The 23,961-nt window shown below is 40.1% G+C and carries 24 protein-coding genes; 12 read left to right on the top strand and 12 right to left on the bottom strand.

Annotation, left to right across the window (positions count from 1 at the left end; genetic code table 11):
* Nucleotides 1-65: 65 nt before the first annotated feature.
* Nucleotides 66-458, top strand: a complete 393-nt coding sequence (locus tag LCD34_RS14610; protein WP_017360342.1) for a hypothetical protein — start codon at nt 66-68, stop codon at nt 456-458.
* Here the strand turns inward: LCD34_RS14610 and crcB (LCD34_RS14605) are convergent.
* Genes crcB (LCD34_RS14605) through LCD34_RS14595 form a run of 3 tightly spaced genes read right to left on the bottom strand, consistent with a single transcriptional unit; the run spans nt 455 to nt 1,938 of the window.
* Nucleotides 455-820, bottom strand: coding sequence for a fluoride efflux transporter CrcB (gene crcB, locus LCD34_RS14605; RefSeq protein ID WP_160757860.1), 366 nt, complete (start codon nt 818-820; stop codon nt 455-457). The two genes, LCD34_RS14610 and crcB (LCD34_RS14605), sit on opposite strands and share 4 nt — an antisense overlap.
* Nucleotides 821-1,222 (bottom strand): fluoride efflux transporter CrcB, encoded by a 402-nt coding sequence (gene crcB, locus LCD34_RS14600; RefSeq protein ID WP_045034844.1) that lies wholly within the window; start codon nt 1,220-1,222, stop codon nt 821-823.
* Nucleotides 1,222-1,938, bottom strand: a complete 717-nt coding sequence (locus LCD34_RS14595) for a glycerophosphodiester phosphodiesterase (protein WP_061418539.1) — start codon at nt 1,936-1,938, stop codon at nt 1,222-1,224. Before LCD34_RS14595 ends, crcB (LCD34_RS14600) begins: the two co-directional genes overlap by 1 nt.
* A gap of 305 nt (nt 1,939-2,243) precedes the next feature.
* Here LCD34_RS14595 and LCD34_RS14590 point away from each other — a divergent pair, with 305 nt between their 5' ends.
* From LCD34_RS14590 to LCD34_RS14580, 3 genes are all read left to right on the top strand, one after another.
* On the top strand, nt 2,244-2,345 hold the full coding sequence (locus LCD34_RS14590; protein WP_017360338.1) for a YhdX family protein: 102 nt from the start codon (nt 2,244-2,246) through the stop codon (nt 2,343-2,345).
* 164 nt (nt 2,346-2,509) lie between these two features.
* Complete coding sequence (locus tag LCD34_RS14585; RefSeq protein ID WP_007497114.1) at nt 2,510-3,598, top strand: mechanosensitive ion channel family protein; 1,089 nt, start codon at nt 2,510-2,512, stop codon at nt 3,596-3,598.
* A 28-nt stretch (nt 3,599-3,626) separates the two neighbouring features.
* On the top strand, nt 3,627-4,358 hold the full coding sequence (locus tag LCD34_RS14580) for an NAD-dependent protein deacylase (protein ID WP_026050067.1): 732 nt from the start codon (nt 3,627-3,629) through the stop codon (nt 4,356-4,358).
* Between the two features lie 38 nt (nt 4,359-4,396).
* Here the strand turns inward: LCD34_RS14580 and LCD34_RS14575 are convergent, their stop codons facing one another.
* A complete protein-coding gene (locus tag LCD34_RS14575) occupies nt 4,397-5,251 on the bottom strand; it encodes a polysaccharide deacetylase family protein (RefSeq protein ID WP_024719972.1) in 855 nt (284 codons plus the stop codon).
* A gap of 295 nt (nt 5,252-5,546) precedes the next feature.
* On the opposite strand from LCD34_RS14575, the gene dat reads away from it, so the two are divergent.
* A complete protein-coding gene (gene dat / locus LCD34_RS14570) occupies nt 5,547-6,401 on the top strand; it encodes a D-amino-acid transaminase (RefSeq protein WP_224559642.1) in 855 nt (284 codons plus the stop codon).
* Nucleotides 6,402-6,611: 210 nt separating this feature from the next.
* On the opposite strand, the gene LCD34_RS14565 is transcribed toward dat, so the two are convergent.
* Complete coding sequence (locus LCD34_RS14565; protein WP_046343079.1) at nt 6,612-7,118, bottom strand: universal stress protein; 507 nt, start codon at nt 7,116-7,118, stop codon at nt 6,612-6,614.
* A 559-nt stretch (nt 7,119-7,677) separates the two neighbouring features.
* Between LCD34_RS14565 and LCD34_RS14560 the strand changes: the two genes are divergently transcribed.
* Nucleotides 7,678-9,435 (top strand): ABC transporter ATP-binding protein, encoded by a 1,758-nt coding sequence (locus LCD34_RS14560; RefSeq protein ID WP_035703435.1) that lies wholly within the window; start codon nt 7,678-7,680, stop codon nt 9,433-9,435.
* On the top strand, nt 9,432-11,447 hold the full coding sequence (locus LCD34_RS14555; protein ID WP_046343080.1) for an ABC transporter ATP-binding protein: 2,016 nt from the start codon (nt 9,432-9,434) through the stop codon (nt 11,445-11,447). Before LCD34_RS14560 ends, LCD34_RS14555 begins: the two co-directional genes overlap by 4 nt.
* A gap of 126 nt (nt 11,448-11,573) precedes the next feature.
* Here the strand turns inward: LCD34_RS14555 and LCD34_RS14550 are convergent, their stop codons facing one another.
* The 7 genes from LCD34_RS14550 to LCD34_RS14520 form a co-directional block, all read right to left on the bottom strand.
* On the bottom strand, nt 11,574-12,191 hold the full coding sequence (locus LCD34_RS14550) for an NAD(P)-dependent oxidoreductase (RefSeq protein ID WP_008348943.1): 618 nt from the start codon (nt 12,189-12,191) through the stop codon (nt 11,574-11,576).
* 284 nt (nt 12,192-12,475) lie between these two features.
* Entirely contained in the window at nt 12,476-12,679 is a 204-nt protein-coding gene (locus LCD34_RS14545) for an alpha/beta-type small acid-soluble spore protein (protein WP_008348940.1), read from the bottom strand.
* Between the two features lie 226 nt (nt 12,680-12,905).
* Nucleotides 12,906-14,012 carry an ABC transporter ATP-binding protein gene (locus LCD34_RS14540; protein WP_024719977.1) on the bottom strand — a complete coding sequence of 369 codons (1,107 nt, stop codon included), beginning with the start codon at nt 14,010-14,012 and terminating at the stop codon, nt 12,906-12,908.
* A 138-nt stretch (nt 14,013-14,150) separates the two neighbouring features.
* A complete protein-coding gene (locus LCD34_RS14535) occupies nt 14,151-15,026 on the bottom strand; it encodes a helix-turn-helix domain-containing protein (protein WP_098681048.1) in 876 nt (291 codons plus the stop codon).
* Nucleotides 15,027-15,046: 20 nt separating this feature from the next.
* The gene (locus LCD34_RS14530) at nt 15,047-15,256 is read right to left on the bottom strand and encodes a YheE family protein (RefSeq protein WP_008348933.1); all 210 of its coding nucleotides are present in this window, start codon (nt 15,254-15,256) and stop codon (nt 15,047-15,049) included.
* A 145-nt stretch (nt 15,257-15,401) separates the two neighbouring features.
* Nucleotides 15,402-16,760: a YheC/YheD family protein gene (locus tag LCD34_RS14525; protein WP_058213969.1), complete on the bottom strand. Its 1,359-nt coding sequence runs from the start codon at nt 16,758-16,760 to the stop codon at nt 15,402-15,404.
* A complete protein-coding gene (locus LCD34_RS14520; protein ID WP_058213970.1) occupies nt 16,717-17,823 on the bottom strand; it encodes a YheC/YheD family protein in 1,107 nt (368 codons plus the stop codon). Before LCD34_RS14520 ends, LCD34_RS14525 begins: the two co-directional genes overlap by 44 nt.
* 214 nt (nt 17,824-18,037) lie before the next feature.
* On the opposite strand from LCD34_RS14520, the gene LCD34_RS14515 reads away from it, so the two are divergent.
* The 5 genes from LCD34_RS14515 (at nt 18,038) to LCD34_RS14495 (ending at nt 23,926) form a co-directional block, all read left to right on the top strand.
* On the top strand, nt 18,038-19,171 hold the full coding sequence (locus LCD34_RS14515; RefSeq protein ID WP_024719981.1) for a DUF445 domain-containing protein: 1,134 nt from the start codon (nt 18,038-18,040) through the stop codon (nt 19,169-19,171).
* Nucleotides 19,172-19,293: 122 nt separating this feature from the next.
* Entirely contained in the window at nt 19,294-19,650 is a 357-nt protein-coding gene (locus tag LCD34_RS14510) for a YlbF family regulator (RefSeq protein ID WP_008348927.1), read from the top strand.
* A 446-nt stretch (nt 19,651-20,096) separates the two neighbouring features.
* On the top strand, nt 20,097-20,963 hold the full coding sequence (locus LCD34_RS14505) for a Cof-type HAD-IIB family hydrolase (protein ID WP_224559640.1): 867 nt from the start codon (nt 20,097-20,099) through the stop codon (nt 20,961-20,963).
* Nucleotides 20,964-21,076: 113 nt separating this feature from the next.
* Nucleotides 21,077-22,576, top strand: coding sequence for a coproporphyrinogen III oxidase (locus LCD34_RS14500; protein ID WP_224559638.1), 1,500 nt, complete (start codon nt 21,077-21,079; stop codon nt 22,574-22,576).
* Nucleotides 22,577-22,651: 75 nt separating this feature from the next.
* Nucleotides 22,652-23,926: a lysine N(6)-hydroxylase/L-ornithine N(5)-oxygenase family protein gene (locus LCD34_RS14495; protein ID WP_224559636.1), complete on the top strand. Its 1,275-nt coding sequence runs from the start codon at nt 22,652-22,654 to the stop codon at nt 23,924-23,926.
* The last annotated feature ends 35 nt before the right edge of the window (nt 23,927-23,961 follow it).

Raw genomic sequence — 23,961 nt, 5'->3', positions numbered from 1 at the left:
GCCTCTTTTTTGAGAATATATGTTCGTATATAATGAGAACAAACGTTCGTAAAAGGGGGATGGACATGCTCTGGTATGAAACAGCAAGTATCACGGAGAAAAAAACCTCAATGAAACGTATTGAGTTTCATTTAAAAAATTTCAAGAACTATCAAGCAGCCATTTTAAATATTGAAAGACAGCTTGAAAAACGAAGTTCTCTCCAACATCATCATATGGCACGTCAAAAATTAGAAGAGCAGAAAAGTCAGTATGAACTGATTGTTGCTTGTATTGAAACGGCTTTAAAAGAATTGGATGAAATAGAGCAGCAGCTCATTGATTATAAGTATTTTCGAGATTGGCGCATGGCAAAATGTGCAATCGAAATCGGCTATAGTGAGAAGACACTATTTTTAATGAAGCGCCAGCTGATGGATCAACTGCTCATCAGCCTAGCTGCCATCACAGATATTTAAAACAGAAGTTGTCCTATTTGATAAAACGCCGCAAAAAGGCATAAAGAGCCGATAATTGTCACAAGTAAATAGGCAGCAAGCTTTCCTATTTGACGCTGCATCAGCATCGTCGCAGATTCTACACTAAACGTAGAGAATGTGGTAAAGCCGCCCAAAAAACCGGTTCCTATGATCACTAGCAGTGGATGATTGGACGTTACAGCGCCTGTGAGAAAACCTAAACCGGCTGCACCTAATAAATTAATGAAAATAATACTGTACGGGAAAAGGGCATGGGATGGAGTTTTCTGGATTGTTTGGCTGATGAAGAAACGACATGCACTACCGATCCCTCCAGCTACAGCTGTACAAAAAACAATCATTTATCTGCTTCCTTTCTGCTGCTTATTTTGATGAAAGAGCCGTTCAGCAAGGATCAGGCCAGCTAAAGCAGCGGCTACTCCAGCAATGACTGAGAGCAGGATGTACATCATACTTAAATTGAACTGCCCTGCCTGTAACAGAAGAACTGTCTCTTTAGAAAAGGTGGACATGGTCGTAAACCCGCCGCAAAACCCTGTTCCAATCAAAGCTGCAAGATATTTTTTTCCTTTCTGAAATAGAAAGTATCCTGTCGCAAAACCAAGAAGCAGGCTGCCGGAAATGTTTTCAATCATCGTTGCATAGGGGAAGGTCTGGCTGATGACAGTTTGGCTTAGTTCATATCTGCAAAGTGTACCAATCAATCCACCGATAAAAACGGCGAAATAAGTTTTCATGTGCATCATTTCTCCTTTTGAAAAAATAGCGGGTTATCCGTTACCACACCATCAATTGGATATTTTTTGATTCGATCCGCTGTTTTTTGATCTTTTACAGTCCATATAAACACATCCATCCCGAATGTGTGGATGCGGTCTATCCACCATCTATTGATCATCGTTTTCTTCATATTAAGACAATTGGCAAACGAGCTGTATGTCGTTAACTTTCGCTTTGTTAGTTTAAATGCATCAGGCTTTATAATCAAAGCTGTGCGAAGAGAAGGGGCGAATGCTTTAATTCTTTGTAGTGCATGAACATCAAAAGATTGAATGATGATATGACGAGAATAGGCAAACCGATTGATGATGCGGGCAACTGCCTTTTCGATTCCTATCTGCCGTTTTGGGTGTTTGATCTCGATTAATATTCCAATCCGCTGACTGTATCTTTCAAGAATTTCTTGTAATGTTGGAATTCGTTCATTCGTATACTGTTGGTCAAACCAGCTTCCTGCGTCCAGTTTTTTCAACTGATCAAGTGTATAACTTTTGACTAAGCCGTTTCCGTTCGTCGTTCGATCAACGGTATCATCATGGATGACGACGACGTGCTGATCCATTGTCATTTGTACATCTAATTCAATATAATCTGCTCCTTGCTCGACAGCTACATCAAACGCAGCGATTGTATTTTCTGGGGCGGCGCTTGATGACCCTCTATGTGCGATAATATACACTTGCTCCAGCTCCCTGACATAAGTTCTGGTCTTATCATATCAAATGCTTTGGTGGTTTTCCTTCTTTACTATATGGAGAAGAAGAGCGCCGTATTATCATGGAACCTCATGTACCGAAAAAGCTTGATGTATCATTTTGAAAAGTTACAGGAATAGAGCAAGCTTTGATTGAGTAAACCTGAATTACATCAATTTTTCTTCGATCAATTTTGTCCAAATCGTCAGCGTTCGTCAAAATATTAGTGCTTTCGTCATGTTGACTGAAAATTCTGATGTTTTATAATGATGAAAAGGAGGCGAGATGATTGGGTAAAGGGAGAATTAGAGTGGAAGAACGTATTAAGGCCGAAACGGATGCTGAAATGTTTAAAGCGACTCTCCTTGATCAGGCTCAGAAGAAAAAGTAGTTTGCTGCCCGTCGATATGTCTCAAGCCAAAATTTCATAATTGAACATCATGCCTCGGGATAGGTCCCGAGGCTTTTTATATAGAGGTCAGACATTTAAGAGAGGACATAAACGAAGGTTATATTATAAACTAGAGAGGATTGTTTTAAAGGAGAGAGACAGAGATGTTTACACAAAAATGGATGGATACATATTTTACAGTCGATATTGCGATCCAAATAGGCATTAGCCTTTGTATTTTATTGCTTTTTTTATTACTTCGAAAAGTATTTACGAAATACTTGTTTCACCTGCTCTTTAAGCTGACAAACCGGTCTAAAACCGAAGTCATTAATCAAATTGTCGTGGCGTTTGAAAAACCTGCGAGGCTGTTTTTTGTGGCATTAGGTTTATATTTTGCGTTAAGACAAGCCCCATACTTTGAGCACCATATGGATGTCATTGTCAAATTGTATAGATCCTCTATTATTTTGATGCTGACGTGGGGACTTTGTAATCTAACCGCAGCTTCTTCCTTCTTATTTCAAAAAGTGAATTCAAAATTTGAATTAGAGATGGATGATATTTTAGCGCCATTTTTATCAAAGGTTCTTCGTTTTATTATTATTGCACTGAGTATTAGCGTCATTGCACAAGAGTTTAATTATGATGTGAACGGACTTGTGGCTGGGCTTGGTCTAGGTGGTCTTGCTTTTGCGCTCGCTGCGCAGGATACAGTGGCGAACTTTTTTGGAGGAATTGTGATTATTACAGAGAAGCCTTTTACAATGGGCGATTTTGTAGAGACTCCAAGTGTACTTGGGACTGTAGAGGACATTACCTTCCGAAGCACAAAATTTAGAACACCTGCTGAAGCGGTGGTGACTGTGCCAAATTCGACCCTTTCAAAGGAGCCGATCACAAATTGGACGAGAATGAATAAACGTCAAATTACGTTCTCCGTTCGCGTATCTTACAATACACCGAAAGAAAACATTGATAAGTGCATCAAACGTCTGAAACAAATGCTTTATGAGCATGATGGGGTTCATAAGGAAACGATTATGGTGAATCTCGATGTGCTGGCAGACAGCTATTTAAACTTATTCTTCAACTTTTATACAAACACAACCGCTTGGTCTGAAAACCTGGATATTAAGCAGGATATTAACTATCGCATTATTGATATTTTCCATGAAGAAGGGGTAGAATTTGCTTTCCCTGGACAGACCATTTATATGAAACAAAAAGGTGAGAAACAGCTCGGTGAATAAAGGAGGAATGGTGGTGGATCAAACAAAAGTGGCAGCGCTAAGAGAGAGATTATCAAAGGCCTCACATATTACGGTCCTTTCAGGTGCTGGGATGAGCACAGAATCGGGAATTCCCGATTTTAGATCAACGGGTGGACTATGGACAGAAGATACCTCTCGCATGGAGGCAATGAGCCGGTCCTACTTTTTATCACATCCTCATCAATTTTGGCCGAAATTCAAAGAATTGTTTCAAATGAAGATGAGTGGAGAGTACGAGCCAAACGCTGGACATGCTTTTTTAGCCAATTTAGAAAAGCAAGGAAAACGCGTGGATATTTTCACGCAAAATATCGATGGTCTGCATAAAAAAGCGGGAAGCCAGCATGTGTATGAACTGCATGGTTCCATTCAAACAGCTACATGTCCATCATGCGGGTCAACATACGAACTGCCTTATTTATTACAAGAAGAGGTGCCGGTTTGTGAGCGGATTTCATCAGACGGCCGCACATGTGGACGAGTGCTCAAAACAGATGTTGTCCTTTTTGGAGACATGGTGAAGCACTTTGACCAAGTGGAGAAATCGCTCCAGCAAACGGACATGCTGCTCGTTATGGGAACTTCCTTAGAAGTGGCACCAGCTCGATATATTCCAGAAGATGCTGCTCATCATCCTTCCATCTTTAAGGTCATGATGAATTTAAGTGAAACGGAATTCGATCCGCTGTTTGATCTTGTCTTTCACGAACGAATTGGCGAGCTTGTGAATGCTTTATAAATCATAAAAAACCCGCATCCAACAGGTGCGGGTTTTCTTTATTGCTGTAGTGGCTTCATTGTTTCATCAAGGACTTCAAACGTGTAGCCCTTCGCCTTTAATTGTGTGATCAGACTGTTTAAGTATTTTGCAGTAGCTGGCTGATCATGCATTAAGATGATTTTTGGCTCTTTCGGGTACTTGGTTTCAAGCACTTGCAGCTGATTTAATACTTCTGGTACATATTTTGAGCTTTTATATTTCCAGTCAAGACTGTCAATGGTCCAGTCCCAGTATACAAAGCCTTTTTGTTTTAAACGTGTTTTTTGCTGGTCTGTTAAGTTTGGAGAACTGCCATAAGGTGTTCTCACAAGATGTGTATATTCACCAGTAACAGAAGCCAATATACGTTGATCTTCTTTCATTTCATTTACAGGAGAATCACTTTTTTGATAAAAGCGTTTCACATCATGCGTGATGCCATGAAGTCCTAATTGATGACCTTCTTGATGAAGTCTTTTCACAGCTGCTGGATGTTCTTTGATTTGCGGCCCGAGCATAAAAAATGTGGCCTTCACTTGCTGTGACTTTAGCACATCTAACAGCTGATTTGATGTAGCAGAAGGGCCATCATCAAAGGTCAAAAAGATCGTTTGATCCGTTACATGTTTGTTTGGATTGATCTTAAAATGTGCATCTAATGTTTTTGGCGAATCATCTTTTGCTTTCAGACTTGTACTTGTGTCTCGAAATGGACTGCTCGCAGACACTTCATTCGGTTGATCTGCTGCCTGCATATTGGTTTTAGACATATCCCAAATGAAAAAAAGGATCAATGTCAGGATGACTAGACCAATCGCCTTTGAGAGCAGCATCGTGTTTGAAGGTGTCTGTTTTTTCGTAACCCGTTGCATTACAATCGCTCCAATAAATCAGTAGTTTGTGTCGAATCATGTAGTGGATTCTGTCTTTTTTCGCTGTTTTTTGTCGTGCTCATATGGAGTAAGTATACAGGAAAAAAGAGCCTATGAATATAGAAGATGCTAAAAAATTGGAATCTTTTTGGTTATGAATCTATATTTGTTACAATAGAAGGTTATCCAGTCAAATGGATATGAAATAATTCTGAATAATCATTGAAACGTTTACATTTATCCGCTAAGATAGCATCAGATTCAACCATTAAGCAAAGCGAAGGGGAGATTCCATATGAAAGTATTGTACAATGGGGATTTTATTGAAAAAAAAGATGCACATGTTGATATTGAAGACAGAGGCTATCAATTTGGCGACGGAGTCTATGAGGTCATCCGCGTATATAATGGGACTTTGTTTACATTAAAAGAGCATACTGAGCGTCTATTCAAGAGTGCAAAGGAAATCGGCATTCATCTGCAAGGTACAGTATCCGATATGGAAGAGAATTTGAAGAAGCTAGTCGCAGATAATCAAGTGATTGATGGCGGCGTGTATATTCAAGTCACGCGAGGCGTCGCACCTCGTAAACATCAATATGGTGTACTTACCCCTCAGATTACGGCATATACATTTCAAGTGAAAAAGCCTATTCAAGAGCAGACAGCTGGTGTGAAAGCTCTATTGTCTGAAGATCTTCGCTGGTTAAGGTGTGATATTAAAAGCTTAAACCTTTTATATAACGTCATGGAAAAGCAGAAAGCGTCTGAAGCTGGTGCGTTTGAAGCGATTTTAATAAGAGACGGCTTTGTGACAGAGGGGACGTCCTCGAATGTATATGCCGTCATTGACGGTGTCATTCGTACACACCCAGCAAATAACCTGATTTTAAACGGCATTACACGTAGAAAGCTGCTAGAGGTTTGTCAGGAAGAAGGATGTCGTGTGGAAGAAACCCGCATGAGTAAAGACGAACTTTTGCATGCACAGGAAATTTTCATTAGTTCAACGACAGCTGAAGTGATTCCAATTGTAGAGATAGATGGTCAGCAAGTTGGGAAAGGTGTTCCAGGAGAGATCACGAAGCGTGTACAGGAAGGGTTCCAGAAAAAAATTAAGCATGAAAGCGAAGCATCTATTTCTTCATAAAAAGAAAAAGGCTGTAAACCAATGTTTACAGCCTTTCAGCGTGTAGACAAACCCTCGCATTCGGTGTCAGTCCTGCGTGCTGGTGCTCACGAATGTCAAATTCGCTCCGCGCCAGTACTCGTCCTTCCTAGGGCTGCAAAGGTTTTCTATCACGCTGAAAAGAAGACAAAGGGCTAAAATAAAGTTCATTTTAGCCTTTTGTGATGACATTTATTTCACGATCAGTACAGGTATATCTGATTTGGACGATAACTTTTCACTCACACTGCCAAAGAGCATTTTTTTCAATCTGCTTTGGTCACGTGCTCCCATGACGATGAGGTCTGCTGAAATCTTTTCAGCGTATTCGATAATCGCTTCTGCAGGCTCCCCTTCAACAATTTCGATCGTAGCTTCAAACTGCTCTTCATTTAACAGCATTCTTGCTTCTGCAACGACCTCTTCTGTATGATCTTCAAAAATCAAGGGACTTTGCTGTTCATCATGAGGTACATACACAGGGGGTGTTTGAAGGTCTGCCATGCCGCCTCCGATATAAGCGCCGCCAGTCATTGGGCGAGGTGCATCAAACACCTGTCTGCTGGATTTCCCATCATGAGCGTAGGCAATGGTCAGCTTGGCATGCAACGTTTTGGCTAAAGCGATTGCCTTCTTTAATGCTTTCTTACTGTCTTCATGTCCATCAAACGCAACGACCATCCGATCAGCTTGAAACAATGTCCTCATTCCTTTCAAAAGGAGTCTATACGTTCATGGTATACCCGTTATGAGAAAAAGATACACATGAAAACGATTGTGTTTTTGTTAGAAAATTTCATTTATTGAAAAATATTTATTGACAAAATGGTGACAGCCACTATAAGATAAAAAAAGATTCAAGAGCCAAAAGGAGGAAATGTCATGTGCAACATCATTGGAAGAATGAAATCAAACTGCATGAATTGGTTGATTCACGTGACAATTACACCTTCATTGGTCATTGAAAAGGGACTCGTATGTTCCAATTGATCGGATGAATCAAGGCGTATGTTGCGTATTTGTCAACATGCGCCTTTTTATCATGTATAAAAGAGGCGTACCAGTCAGCTGGTTGCCTCTTTTTTTGTTGTATACATTTCGTATCTCGAAATAATGGAATGCATCAACAACTAAATGAAGAGGAGTGAAAGCATGTGAACATGCCAAAGGCAAGACAAATGACAAAAGCTCAAAAAACGAAACAAGGTGACAATCAGGAAAATATAGAAAGCGGCTAGCTTTAAAAGGAGAGACAAACATGTTTTCAGTATTTGTGAAATTAGGTTGGTTCTTTAAACAAGAGTGGAGGCGCTATACAATCGCCATTACGCTGCTGCTCATTGTGAATGTGCTTGAAATGCTGCCACCGAGGTATCTAGGTCAAGCAGTTGATGACATTCGGTCTGGTCAATTTACAACATCCAGTATTCTGTTTTACGTAACCATTTTTTGCTTACTTGGTGTCAGTGTCTATGCGCTCACTTATTTTTGGATGTACCAGTTATTTGGCGGCGCGAATGTCATGGAACGTGTGATGCGCGGAAAACTAATGCGCCACTTACTTAAGATGACACCCACCTTTTATGAAAAGAAAAAAACCGGAAATTTAATGGCGTTAGGTACAAATGATTTGAATGCTGTGGCTTTAACAACAGGCTTTGGCGTTTTAACATTAGTCGATTCCACTGCTTACATGCTCATGATCTTTTTTACGATGGGACTGACGATCAGCTGGAAATTAACTTTAATGGCCATTATTCCGATGCCGCTGATGGCGATTTTGATAGCGTTTTATGGCAGTAAAATTCATGAACGCTTTACAGTCGCTCAAGATGCATTTGGTGATATGAATGATCGTGTATTAGAATCAGTTGCCGGCGTTCGGGTGATTCGGTCTTTTGTACAGGAAAAACAAGATGTGAATCGCTTTCGAGAAATGACAGATGATGTTTTTCAAAAAAATATGAGAGTGGCGATCATTGATTCATTGTTTGAGCCGACGGTGAAATTGCTTGTGGGGATCAGTTATTTAATCGGTATCGGTTACGGCGCATATCTTGTGTTCCAAAGTGATTTAACCATTGGTGAGCTTGTTGCATTTAACGTCTATCTGGGGATGATGATCTGGCCAATGTTTGCCATTGGTGAATTGATTAATATCATGCAAAGAGGAAATGCCTCATTAGACCGGTTGAATCATACACTCAGTTATCAACCGGATGTAACTGACGTAGCCAAGCCAAAAACATTACAAGAGCCTGGCGATATTCGATTTGAACATGTGACATTTAGGTATCCAACTTCCTCTAAAGATAATCTAACGGATGTCTCCTTTACTGTACGAAAAGGGCAAACGATTGGTATTACAGGAAAAACGGGAAGCGGAAAAACAACGATTGTCAAACAGCTTCTTCGTCAGTATCCGACAGGTGATGGAAAGATCTTGTTTTCAGGTGTTCCAATTGAGGACATTGAATTGGATCAACTGTTCCAATGGATTGGCTATGTTCCGCAAGATCATGTCCTTTTCTCTAAAAGTGTAGAAGAGAATATGCGTTTCGGTCATAGAGACGCGAGAGAAGCTGAATTAGCACAAGCGATTAAAGATGCTTACTTTGAAAAGGATTTACGCCTTTTACCAGAAGGCTTGGAAACCATGGTTGGAGAAAAGGGAGTGGCGCTGTCAGGAGGACAGAAGCAGCGGATTTCCATTGCACGTGCTTTATTAATTGATCCAGACATTTTGATTTTGGATGACTCGTTATCTGCAGTTGATGCAAAAACAGAAACGGCTATTTTAGAGAATTTAAGACAAAATCGTCATGGGAAAACGACATTTATTACAACTCACCGTCTATCAGCTGTTGAGCATGCGGATCTCATTCTTGTCATGGAAGAAGGGCGTATTGTTCAAAAGGGAACCCATCAAGCGCTTATTCAGCAGGATGGATGGTATAAAGAGCAATTTCTGCGTCAACAGCTGACAAATCAGCTGGAAGGAGGGGATGAGGCATGACAACAGGGAGAAGACTTCTTGCCTATGCACTCCTGTATAAAAAAGTATTGTCTGTTGCTTTGATCTTTCTGATCATTGCAGTTGGTGCTGAGTTGACAGGACCTTTCATTGGGAAAAAAATGATTGATGATCATATTTTAGGTGTAGAAAAACCGTATGTTGAGGTAAATGAAAAAACAAATAAAACGGTTTATTACCAGGGAAATAACTATATAAGAAGTGACCGGCTACAGAATCAAAATGAAGCTGGAAAGCAAATCAATGTCGTGCAAGTCGGATTTGGGTACTATTTTGTGAATGAACCGATTCGATTTGACGGGAGCCGGACAATAAAAGGGGATCAGCTCACCATTGAAAATGGGAGCGAGCGTGAGACGTATCAGGTACAGCGTTTATCCAAAGAGGAAATCTTTGCTTTTTATCAGCCGGAAATCAGTGGTTTGGTACAGCTTGTTCTATTTTATTTTGGGATGCTCGTCATTGCGATATTCTTTCAATATGGGCAGCACTATTTACTCCAGCGTATTGCAAATCGCATTATTCAAAAAATGCGAGTGGACGTATTTGAACATATCCAAACGCTTCCGATTCGGTATTTTGATAATTTACCGGCTGGAAAGGTTGTCGCGCGGATTACGAATGACACAGAAACCATTCGTGATTTATATGTAACAGTACTCGCTAATTTCGTCACAAGTGCCATTTACATGGTTGGAATTTATATCGCCATGTTCTTATTAAATGTGAAGCTGGCGCTTATTTGTTTAGTGGCTGTTCCGATTATTTTCCTATGGTCGATGACTTACCGAAAGTTTGCGTCGGTTTACAATCACCGCATTCGTTCCATCATTAGTGAAATTAATGCCAAGCTAAATGAAGCCATTCAAGGAATGACGATCATTCAGGCGTTTCGACATGAACAAGCAACGAAAGAAGAGTTTGATGAGCTGAATAACAATCACTTTCGATATCAGCGAAAGATGCTTCATTTAAATTCACTGCTCTCACATAACTTGGTGAATCTGCTTCGGAACTTAGCATATGTCGCACTCATTTGGTATTTTGGCGGCGCGTCCTTAAGTGCGACGGGCATTGTGTCGATTGGGGTGCTCTATGCATTTGTCGATTATTTAAATCGTTTGTTCCAGCCGATTACAGGCATTGTGAATCAATTTTCTAGATTAGAATTAGCAAGGGTTTCATCTGAACGGGTCTTTCGATTATTAGATGAGCCTGGTACTGAAGTGGAAGAACCGGTTCAGAAGAAAATCGAGGGGCACGTTCAATTTCAGGATGTTACCTTTGCGTATAATGAAGGGAAAAATGTATTAAAGAACATCACCTTTGAGGCGAAAAAAGGTCAGACGGTGGCACTCGTTGGACATACCGGTTCTGGGAAAAGTTCGATCATGAATTTGCTGCTGCGTTTTTATGATATTCAGCATGGGGACATCCTCATTGATGGAGAAAGCATCTATGATCAGTCGCGCCAAACGCTGCGTAAGCAAATGGGCATTGTACTTCAAGATCCTTATTTGTTCTCTGGAACGATTGCATCCAATGTCAGTTTAGGAAATGAAGACATTAAAAGAGAAACGATTGAAACATCGTTAAAGCAAGTGGGCGCAGCAGAACTATTAAAGCATTTGCCTGAAGGTTTTGATGAACCAGTTGTTGAAAAGGGGAGTACTCTTTCCTCTGGGGAGCGTCAATTGATTTCATTTGCCCGTGCACTGGCATACGATCCAGCGATCTTAATTCTAGATGAAGCGACGGCTAACATTGATACAGAAACAGAAGCCATCATTCAGCGGGCACTAGATGTCGTCAAAGAAGGACGAACCACTTTTGTCATTGCACACCGATTATCTACTATTAAGAAAGCTGACATGATTTTGGTGTTAGAAAAGGGTGAGATTGTCGAACGCGGCAGCCACGAAGAGCTCATGGAGCAAAGCGGACTGTATGCGCAAATGTACGAATTACAAAAGGGAGCTGTGACGAGCAGCTGATAGGATGAGCAGCAAAAGCCTCTTTCAATTTGAAAGAGGCTTTTTTCATGGCAATGAAAAAAGTCGAGGCTTCATGAAATGATCTCGACTTTTACTGGTTGTATATCATTTACACGAACTAAATGGTCAATAAGCTATACCGACGCGTTGATGCACAAATTCCTTTGAGTTTAACTGCTGATACAAAAAGTGTGCGGTATCTTCAACTGAAATTTTCTGTCCATCTATAGGGAGAAAATTCTTTTCATAGCGATATGACCGTGTCACTTCTCCATCTGGTAAATAGGTTGGGCAAATGATTGTCCAATCTAGTTCAGTTGATTGAAGAATTTCAAATGCTTTGGCATGTTCTTTAGCAGCTCGGGAAGTGGTTCGCCTTGATTCATTTGTTTCAAAGCGGTAAAGCTCAGGCTGCTGCCTTGCTTTTAAAATCCCCGCAGTGCCAATCGTTATAATTCTTGATGTTCCTGTTTGCTTCATGGCTTGTACGATATGCTCCATTGAAACAGATAAAGTATCATCACCATCTGTTGATAGACAGCTCACGACAATATCTGATCCTTTAATCGTTTCAAGGACATCCTCTTGATTTCTGGAATTGCCGGTGACTTGAAACATACCCGCAAGCATTTCTTCCCGGTTTGTCCGAATTAACGAGCGAACCATGTAACGATCATCTTCTTTTACGAAACGAAGAAATGCTTGTCCTACACGTCCATGAGCACCGAAAAGAGCTATTTTCATCTGATCGATCCCTCCACTACATACTATAAGTGAAAAGAACTTAAAATGGTACAGTTTTATGTCATGCTTTTTTTATAAAGATGAAAGGACCGAATACTATGAGCATATTCACATAATAGAGAGAGACCGACAAATTGTAGAAGTTCAAAATTCACACCTGAAATAATGTCCATGAAGATCCGCTCCTTTCTAATACATCATATGAATTCAAAAGGAATCGGTGAGGGATAAAACCAAAAAAAGAAGACACCATAAGAGGTGCCTTCTATGATCCAGATATGAAATTAAGCTTTTGTTCCACCAAGGTTTTGCTGAGCGTAAGATACAAGACGTTTAGTGATTTCTCCACCAACTGAACCGTTAGCACGAGCTGTTGTTTCTGCTCCAAGGTTTACACCAAACTCAGAAGCGATTTCGTATTTCATTTGATCGATTGCTTGCGCTGCTCCAGGAACTAGTAATTGATTTGAACTATTAGAATTTGCCATGATGTGAATCTCCTTTTTATATATGATTTTTTTGGTTGGGTTTGCTGGAGTCGCACCAGCGAAATGACCAAGTCATTTGCCACTTGGCGAAACCCAATGCGGTAACTGCTTTGTACTAAATATTATGGTTCGCTACGAAAAAAACATACGGAAAAAGAACATGGTAAATGTTGTTTTCATATACAAAAAACCACCACCCAATGGTGATGGTTTGTGGAACGTCTTCTTATTCAGCTGAGCGGATGCGCAGCTCAGTCTCTGTATCAAAGAAGTGAGCTTTATTCATATCAATGGCAAGAGGGATCGTCTGACCTGCCTGAATATCTGTGCGAGAATCAACTCGTGCAATAAACGTTTGACCAGCGAGAGAAGAATAAAGCATCGTTTCGGCTCCCATTAATTCAGCCACTTCTACGTTTGCTTCAATTTTTGTTCCCTCAGAAGCCTCTATAAACACAGGCTCATCATGGAAATCTTCTGGTCTGATGCCTAGAATCACATCTTTTCCGATATAGCCCTGACTGCGTAATACTTTCATTTTTCCTTCTGGTACACGAATGTGCGTATTCCCAATGGCAATGGCTCCGTCAGACAGTTTTCCTGTAAAAAAGTTCATCGCTGGAGAGCCAATAAATCCTCCTACAAAGACATTCTCTGGGTTTTCATACACATCCTTTGGTGCGCCAACCTGCTGAATAAAGCCATCTTTCATGACAACAAGCCGAGTAGCCATTGTCATGGCTTCTGTTTGATCGTGTGTGACATAGATGAATGTCGTCTGCAGCCGCTGGTGAAGTTTAGAAATTTCGGCACGCATCTGAACACGAAGTTTAGCATCTAAATTAGAAAGAGGTTCATCCAAAAGAAAGACTTTTGCATCGCGCACAATGGCCCTTCCAAGTGCAACACGCTGTCTTTGACCTCCAGACAATGCCTTAGGTTTTCGATCTAAGTATTGTTCAAGCCCTAATATTTTCGCAGCGTTTCGTACCCGCTCATCAATTTCTGCTTTAGGAAATTTTCGAAGCTTTAATCCAAAAGCCATATTATCGTACACATTCATATGAGGGTATAAGGCATAGTTTTGGAAAACCATCGCAATATCCCGATCTTTTGGTGCCACATCATTCATTCGCTTACCGTCTAATAGAAAATCCCCTTGTGAAATTTCTTCAAGGCCTGCAATCATGCGGAGGGTTGTTGATTTTCCGCAGCCAGATGGACCAACAAACACAATAAATTCTTTATCCTCAATATGTAGATTAAAGTTATCTACTGCTGTTACTTTGTTATCGTACACTTTATAAATTTGATTCAGCATCATTTCAGCCATAGGTGGTAGCCTCCCAGTCCTTTTTTGAAAGCGCTTTACTTATAAATGAAGTGTATAAAAAGGAAGGGTGTCTGTAAATGGACAACGTGCACAATATCTTATTTTCATTTTTAGGCAAGGTGCTCATGATAGGATCATTTAAGAAAGATCGAGAAGATTCATCATGAAATAAGCAGCTGACGCTTCTTGAAAATGCCGTATATCTAGTCCTGTCCGTTCAATAAATTTATCAATCCGATACTGAAGGCTGTTTCGATGAACATATAAAGCTTTTGCTGCCTGCGATGCATTTAAATTACATTGCATATAGGTCATGAGAGTTCTGTAAACGTCCCGATCAAAGATTATTTCTATAAATGCATCTGATATAGCGGCAGAAACCATGTCTGTATCATGGCGAATGAAAGCAGGTACACATTGATAAAATGTTGCAACCCCTGACCTAAGTTTTCCTTGCTTCAGATGCCATAAAAAGAGCTGATGTTCATTCAATAATCTCTTTTTTAAATTTTCATTTGGCAAATGCAGCTGTCCTTGCATGAAGACAACGTCTGTTAAAAAATCACTTGTGATGGCTTGAGACAAATCATGTAGTTGTTCAAGTTGACCATTTTCTGATGTGGCGTTTGTTTGAATGAGCATAGCTGTTTCAGTGCCTGTCCATATGAAATGAATATGTTCGAGGCTGCTGTTCACAGCCTCTTTTATTTGCTGCCTTTGTTCTGCTTGGTGATCCATTTTAAAAAAATGAACACGGACGGAGTGATCGATGGTGATTGATTTGTTTTCAAAGAGATAGCTGTACCATTTCTGTTCTTCTTCCGTTTCCTGCGTATGAGGTACATCAATTGGTGTGAGGAATGAATTGAGAAGAAGCGTTTCCCTTTCTGTTAGCTCCGTTTTGTTTACTCCGAATATTTCGCCTTCGTCTGTTTGATACCAGAGAGTTTGTTTATCATTTGTTGGTGAACTGATGATATGGTGTCCGTAAACAAGTTTTAGCTTTTCTAACATGGCGAGGCTCCTTAAACAGTTTAATCATACACATGGAATAGCATTAATTCGTGGATTTCTTCTTTTAAGGTTGGTTCAACTTCATGAGGCGGAAGCTGAGAGCCCCATTCAATATCACCCGTTTTGTGATAAATGCCTTCATAATGTGAACCATTATGAAAAAAGGATATTTTCCAACCAGGTAATTGCGCTTTTTTAAAGAGAGGTTTCCATTGAAAATGAGAAATCATATCATCATTGCCTCCTTGCTTTTATTGATGAAACAATAAATACACACGACAATACGGAAACAACCTTGAACTTGGTTTTATTGTATCTCATCTGATGAAAAGAGCATAGGGAAAGCACAGATTTCAGAGACATGAAAAGAAAACATCAATAGGCGTTTGCATGGTCTATAGGAGTAAGAGCCATTTGTGTTAGGTAAGATGCGTATTCAACGATTCTTTTCCCAATCAGCCATTCTGAGTTTTTCAATGGTGCATGCAGAAAAATCTCGCGGCCTGGACGAGAATTGGCTTCAAACATCCAGATAGCACCTAAGTGATCAATACCTAAGTCAAAACCAATTTCCCCAATCAGACCGGGCATTTTTTCATCTATCACACGACTAAGTGCGAGGGCAGTATCAGAGAGCTCTTGCAAAACCTTCAAACGTTTCTCTGCATCAGGAAAGATATCATACAGTGTTTTTACTGAACCACCATGCAGTTGATGGGTTGTGACAGTGTGATCTCCTGAAACTTTTCCAGCAGCGGCTGTAACAGTCCAATGACCATACTTATTTTTATTCGTATGAATTCTAAAATCCAGTGGTTGATTGTCTATTTGAAGAAGCTCAATGCCTTGTTGTGCAATCAAGTCGTGAATTGCACAATCTTCCCGCAGTTTTTTTACGAAATGGTCTACGGAATGATATGAAGTGGATTTCCCTTTATTTGAGCAGACAGTGACCCCGTTTTCCGTCTTCTTTAACTGATAAATCCCGTCTCCGTGACTGCCGTTTGTTGGTTTTAAATAAATGACATGATGCATATGAAGGAGTGTTTCTATTTTATTTAAAGCATCAACAGGATCTAATCGTATAGAATGTGGTAAGAAAGAGCTTGTTTTTTCATCTGTTAATAGCTGTTCATGAATGTCCCATTTATTAAAAAAATAAGGGTTGAACCAAGGGATATCGTAGTCTTGAGTGAGTTTTCGTTTTGTTTCTTGAATGAATGCCGACTGAGCAGCCTTTCTATTAGGCAGCCGGTCATAAACAACGGATGGGAGGGGCATCTGCTTTTTTACCCAGCGCTCCTCTTGGTAAAGCAAACCTTCTACTATTCCTTTATCCCAATCGATAGAATGAGTACCAAAAAGATATGCAAAACCAGCATGCTGCCTGCAAGATTGCAGCAATTTCATAAAATAGGAAGATCTTGCGCCTAAAGGTGCTGTATTTTGTTCGAATCCTGCAGTGAAAATGCCGATGAGAGGTCCTATATAGAGTGTATGTTGAACTAATATGACATCAGCTTTCGTTTTGTATGGAATGAATAAAGCGCGATAAAGGTCTTCTGATAATAAAATCATTTGAGATTGATGATGATAGGAAATGGCGAAATCATCTACTAAACAAGAACCTAAAGCAATAGATAAAATTGCCTCCTGCTCTTTAAACTGAGCAGGGAGATATACTGTTTTTTCACTTGCTGAATGAGGAGCGATGATGTAGCGTTTTCTCTTCATAAGGAACCTCCTTTTCTTCAGCCATCATCGATTTGGCATGTTCAAGTATGGTCTGAATCAATTGATTCTCCCTCTCAGGGTAAGCTTTTAAAAAAGAGGATCGTCCTGGCTTTGATCTTACATTTGAGATGAAAAGTCTGCCTTCATTTGTATGAAGCAAGTCTATAGCGAATTCAATACACGGTGAGAAAGTTTTGTCTATAAACGCTGGAAGAGATGATTGAATGGAGGCAATATCATCTAACAACAGCTCCTTGATGTGTGGCTTTAATGAGTTTAAATAGTGATCAAAGGCTACCACATGAATGGAATTTTGTGTATTGCTTAAAAGGCTGTTTTCTACTGATGGTTTTGTATGAATCCCCATGCTATTCCATTGATTTTGTGAATTTTTTATAAGAAAAATCCTAATTTCATTGAATATAACGTCTTTTTGATCATTCGTGTTAAAAAATTGAAGGAAAGATCGGCCGATATACTTTTTGCACCAGCGTTCAACCTCTGCTGAATGTGAAAAGGTGATGATTTGCTTAGCGTTTAGCTGCACAGTAATGAGTGATTTGTCTTTTAAAGAAATGAAGCAAGAGGGTGCTGCGTGCTGTTGAGAAAGCGGCTGTATTTTACAATATCCGCCCTTTCTGACCAAGTTGAGCAGGTCTGAAGGCTCTGTCAATAGAGAGCAGACAGGTAAGTATGGTTGTAAAGAAGGGAGGAGACGGAGCTGCTCGAATAGCCGCATTTTATTTGAAATTCCAGTATTCAAAAAAACGGTTTTTGGATACTTTTTTAACCAATTCATGATAGGTTTTGCTTTTTTAGATTGTGCGTCATGCTGATAAAGACAACGATCATAAATCAAGTCAGGAATCTGAAATTCTGACGCTTCAAATCCTTTGCCAGTCTTAAATTTTTGACCGTGAATGACATTTGAAGCAGGCTTTAAATCTAGAGGTGAAAAACGAACAACTTCTAAATCAAAAGAAGAGGCTGCTTTGGCAAGCTGATGTGAGAATGCTTCTTCATGCTTCGGAGAAAGAGTGACAATGCCGAGCGTTGACGTCATGAAACAACACCTACTTTTCAAATTCTTTTTTTAACATCTGAAAAACACTTTTTGTTGATTTTACATAAACTTGGCGTTCCTATATCATTACGACAGATCGTTGTCTCATATGTCATATTGAATGCTTCATTTGCTTGGACTCTTGACAACAACTATAATACGTATAGATTAAAACAATAAACTTCAGGTGTTGTTTGAAAGGTAGATGACGACTTTGGATATATTCACAACGTTTATCTTTATGATTGTGATAGGTGCAGTGATAGGGGCAGCAACAAACCATCTCGCGATTAAAATGCTTTTTCGTCCGTATAAGCCATATTATTTATTTGGGAAGCAGCTCCCATTTACACCGGGTCTCATTCCTAAAAGAAGAGATGAAGTAGCCAAGCAGGTTGGCGTCATGGTGATGGAGCATTTACTAACGCCAGAGGGCATTAAAAAACGATTTGAATCATCAGAGGCAAAGCAAGAGATATTGCGGACAGTGCACCGATATATTGATAAAGGTGCTGATATGGAAATGACGGTTTTCTCCATGTTAGAAAAATACGGTTTTTCACAGGCTGACGTTAAAGCTGACGCATGGCTTCATCAGTGGACTGATCATAAGCTCCACTCACTGCTTGAAAAGTATGATCAGCAAACATTGTCTGAGCTGTTGCCACAGGATGTAGAAAATAAGCTTGCATCAAAAATTCCAGATGCCGCAGATTATATTTTAAAGAGAGGCATTCATTATTTTGAAAGTGATGAGGGAAAAGCAAGACTCGGTCATATGATAGATGATTTCTTAAAAGAACGAGGAATGCTTGGCAGTATGGTCCAAATGTTTTTAGGGAATTCAAGCTTAATTGATCGCGTGCATCCTGAAATGATGAAGTTCTTAAAGAATGCAGAGACAAAAAGGTTTTTATCAGATTTACTTGTTCAAGAATGGGACAAGGTAAAGCAATTTTCTTTACATGAGCTTGATGAAAAATGGAATGTGAAAGAGCTTCTATTTAGTGTGAAAAAGCAATTGCTTTCACATTTTTCTACAAAGGTGCTGTTAGATAGACCAGTAGGAGTTTACATCAGTGCAGTAGCGGATGATCTTAAGACCAAATTTGCTCCATCTCTCATTGATAAAGGGATTGAAGCCGCATCTAATGCGCTTGAGGGACTGCTCGCAAAGCTCCAATTTGAAGAAATTATTCGTGAACAAATTGAACTTTTCCCGCTTGAAAAAATGGAAGAGCTTGTAATCAGCATATCTAATAAGGAGCTGAAGATGATCACATTTTTAGGCGGTCTTTTAGGTGGATTGATCGGTGCTGTCCAAGCGATTTTTGTCACCTTATTCTAAGGCAAGATCGAGAAATTTCGATGAATTTATTGTATATATGTGAAACGAAAGCCATAGTTTGTTATAGTGGAGTGGTGTCCGCCGATCCATATCGGTGATAACGGATAGAAAGGAGACATAACATGTCTGTAAATCTTTATGATGTTGCATATGACCTTGAAAAAGCACTGCGTCATAGCGAAGAATATTCAGCGTTAAGAAATCTTTATGATGAGGTAAACGGGGATGAGTCCTCTAAAAGAATGTTTGAGAACTTCCGTGACATTCAAGTAAACCTTCAACAAAAACAAATGACTGGTCAAGAGATTACACAAGAAGAAGTAGAGCAAGCGCAAAAAACGGTTGCACTTGTGCAGCAGCACGATAAAATCTCTCAGTTGATGGAAGCAGAACAACGCGTAAGTGTTCTCATCGGTGAATTAAATAAAATTATCATGAAGCCTCTTGAAGAGCTTTATGGAAATACAGAAGAAAATTAATTGAAAGGGCGATCATATTCGCCCTTTTTTTCATTCATATCGCCGCTTGTATATCTTTAAAAAAAGGGTTGTCGAAGCTCGTAAATTCTGCGATAATACTTATTGAAAGTGCTTTCAAAAAGCGCTATCGTGATGAATTGGGTGCGTTCCACTTTGGATTTACGACGATGAGTCAAATGAGAGAGAAGCGCTTCTGGGAGAAAAGCAAAGCATAAGGGGATATGATATAAGCAATGCTTTGGTGTGTGAAAGATGAGGGGATCATGGGGAGCTTCATCACGCCATTGTTACGCATCCAAACCATACATAAAAAAAAGCCTAGGGGTAGGCTTTTTTTATTTGCGATTGAGGCATAAAACAAGGGCTGCTTCAACTGCATGTTCTAAAGCGATAAGCTAGGGCATATCCTCATCGTAAGTACAGTCATCAAGAAGGGGGATGCCTCAGTGTCAAAAAAGCTACTTGCACTCAATATAGATGGAACGTTACTTCGTTCCAATGGGAAAATCCATTCCGCTACAAAAGAAGCTGTGGAATATGTTAAGAAAAAAGGGGTTTACGTGACGATTGTCACCAACCGTCATTTTCGATCTGCACAAAAAATTGCCAAGGCGTTGAAAATACCAACTTCAACTCTTGTGACGCATAGTGGTGCATTTATCGCGGATAAGCTTGATGAGCCGCTCCATGTGAAGAAATTAACGGAAGAGAAAACATTTAATCTTGTGCAGATCCTTGAAAGCTTTGATTGTAATGTTCGCTTGTTACATGAAAAATTCTCAATCGGCAATCGGAAAAAAACACAGTCTCAACTGATGGGAAAAACGTTGATTCATCCGTCTGATCCCATTTTCTATCCCGTTCAATTTGTTGAATCATTAAGTGATATGCTCATGGATGAACCGGTTAGCACACCTGTCATTGAAGTGTATTCGACAGCAACACTTCAGCCTGAAATCCACACAACCATTCAACAAGCATTCCCATCTGTTGATCTGATTAAGATCAGTGATGAGAAAATGAATATTGTATGCAAAGGGGTATCGAAAGAAGCAGGACTTTCTCTTTTAACCTCAGCACTAGGTTTTACATTAGAAGATACGGTCGTGATCGGTCACGGGACAGACGACATCCCGATGCTTGAGTTAGCTGGCTTAGGCGTTGCGATGGGGAATGCACCTCATTCGGTCAAACGTAAAGCCGATTGGGTGACACGTTCTCATGATGAACAGGGTGTTGCTTATATGATCAAAGAATACTTTAGAATGCAGCAAAGGGAAGGTTTTTTACATCAATTTGATATTAAACGATAATACAGTGAAGGCCCTGTCTATTAAGAAATGGCAGGGCCTTCGTCTGTTCTCTTCATTGCTTTTCCTAGATGAATTTTGTAAAATGAAACAAGTTTGAAGATAAAGGTGATACGATGCGAATTTTAGTTAAAGGGCTGTCTGATGAACGATTTCATCGACCGCTTGTCAATATAGCCAATTTATTTGAAGAAGATAGTGAAGTGCTGTTTGATTCCGGTGAAGTGGATGATGGCCTAGTGATGGTGTTTGATTGGAAAGAAACCCATGGTAGGGTGGAGGCTTCTGGCCATATTGCTGGATCAGATATGACGAGTCGTTTTACAAGAGAGATGCCAGAGGGCTTGAATGAAAAAGAGCGCTGGAAGCAAATCAAAAACACTGTGCTGTCTGTTTATTTACATCTGCTTCAGGAATATACAGGAATGACGCAAAAATGGGGGATTCTTACGGGGATACGCCCTACGAAATTACTTCATAAGATGCTAAGAGAAGGCATGACAAAGGAAGAAGCACATGCAGCGTTAAAGCGCGATTACTTGATTCATGATGAAAAGATCCATTTGATGCAGGAGATTGTTGATCGTCAAATCAAAGCCATTCCAGATCTGTACGATCTACAGGAGGAAGTGAGTATTTATATCGGTATTCCTTTCTGTCCAACAAAATGTGCTTATTGCACGTTCCCTGCTTATGCCATTCAAGGACAAGCTGGAAGAGTGGGAACGTTTCTTTTTGGGCTGCATTATGAGATGCAAAAAATGGGCGAATGGTTAAAGGAACACGGGATTAAAGTGACGACTGTTTATTTTGGCGGAGGTACTCCAACGAGTATTACAGCAGAAGAAATGGATTTGCTGTATGAGGAGATGTATCGCTCTTTTCCAGATGTGAAACATATTCGGGAAGTCACTGTAGAAGCGGGACGACCTGATACGATTTCACCTGATAAGCTGGAGGTGCTCAACCGTTATCATATTGACCGGATTAGTATCAATCCGCAATCATATGAGAATGAAACATTGAAAGCGATTGGCCGGCACCATAGTGTGGAAGAAACGATTGAAAAGTATCATTTATCAAGGCAGTATGGCATGAATAATATTAACATGGACTTAATCATTGGACTGCCAGGAGAAGGGCTAAAGGAATTCCAACATTCCTTGCAGCAAACAGAAGAACTGAAGCCTGAATCTTTAACGGTGCATACACTTTCCTTTAAGAGAGCGTCTGAAATGACCCGCAATAAGGAAAAGTATCAAGTGGCAGACCGAGAAGAGATCACACGTATGATGGATGAAGCGATTGCTTGGACAAAAGCACATGACTATCATCCGTACTATTTATACAGACAAAAAAACATTTTGGGGAATCTCGAAAATGTCGGGTATTCGTTAGATGGACAGGAAAGTTTGTATAATATTATCATTATGGAAGAGGTGCAGACGATCATTGGCATTGGATGCGGCGCTGCGAGTAAATTCATTGATCCGCGAACCGGAAAAATTACGCAATATGCCAATCCAAAAGATCCAAAGTCTTATAATGATCGTTATGAGCACTATACGGAAGAGAAGATTCAGTTTCTTGAGTCATTATTTGTTTCTCACATGTAAACACTGCGGTGACGCAGTGTTTTTTTCATTTGTAAAAGGGTATATAGGGGGTAAAAAGGTAAAGCAGGTGTACATATGATGGATGTGATCGGAATTGGGATTGGGCCAGCAAATTTAGGATTGGCCGCTTTATTAGAGGAGTATGAAGATATGACATGCTGTTTTTTTGAACAGGAAACCGAATTTGCTTGGCATCCTGGTATGCTCATCAAAGGAACAGACTTACAAGTTTCCTTTCTAGCGGACCTTGTGACAATGGCTAATCCAAGGAGCAAGTATACATTTTTAAATTATTTACATGAATCAAACAGGCTTCACCGCTTTTATACATTTGAACAATTTGATATCCCCCGGAGAGAATTCAATGAGTATTTATCATGGGTTGCAGGAGAATTAGATAGCTGTCAGTTCGGGATGAAGGTGGAAGAAGTGACCGACTGTGAAGACGGGTATCTTGTAAAAGTTCGGCGGTTGAAAGATGGGGCGCTTTCTGAATATCGTGCAAAGCATGTCGTCCTTGGTACTGGAAGCAAACCGATGATTCCTGTCGATGTGCCAGAAGCTGCGTTGCCGCATGTGACCCATAGCAGCCGTTATGTAGATCAACAAAAAGAACTTCATGAAGCTGAAACGGTGGCGGTGATTGGTTCAGGTCAGAGTGCAGCTGAAATTTTCTTAGACCTGCTTCAGCATCAGAAGAAAGGACAGCAGCTTTCATGGTTTACACGTTCAAGTGAATTTAGAGAACTAGAGACAGCGGAGCTTGGTCAGGAGCTATTTACACCTAAGTATGTTGAATATTTTCATTCCCTTCCATATGAAGAACGGATGAACACATTGCCTAGACTGGCAGGATTAAGGAATGGCATAGATGCATCGACGCTTTCTCGCATTTATCAGGAATTGTACCATCGATCCGTTTCAGGAGAAGAGCCATCTGTACTCATTCAGCCAATGACGGAGCTTGAAGCGATACATATGGAGGATGAGCAGCAGGTAGAGCTGCATTTGACACAATGGCAGCTGAAGAAAGAAAAGAAAATCACAGTCGATCATGTGGTATTGGCTACAGGATATACGCCTAATATTCCGGAATGGTTTAGCGCATATGAACCATTGATTGAATGGGAAAGCGATGAGCATTTTAAAGTGACAGACGACTTCAGGCTTGTGTTTAAAGACAAACGGTCTCATCATCTCTTTACATTCACGAACCTCGATCACTCTCATGGAACAGCGGCGACCAATTTAAAACTATCGATCTACCGCAATCAGAAAGTCATCCGAACCATTCGCGGGGATACGAAAGAACAAGTGAAGCAAGAAACAGCATTTCAGCAATTTGAATAGATATAAAAAAGGGCCCCAGCACAGGGCCCTTTTCA

The organism is Bacillus sp. RAR_M1_44 (genome assembly GCF_020165935.1).
Lineage (GTDB): Bacteria > Bacillota > Bacilli > Bacillales > Bacillaceae > Bacillus > Bacillus altitudinis.
This window is presented reverse-complemented; position numbering and strand designations above follow the sequence as displayed.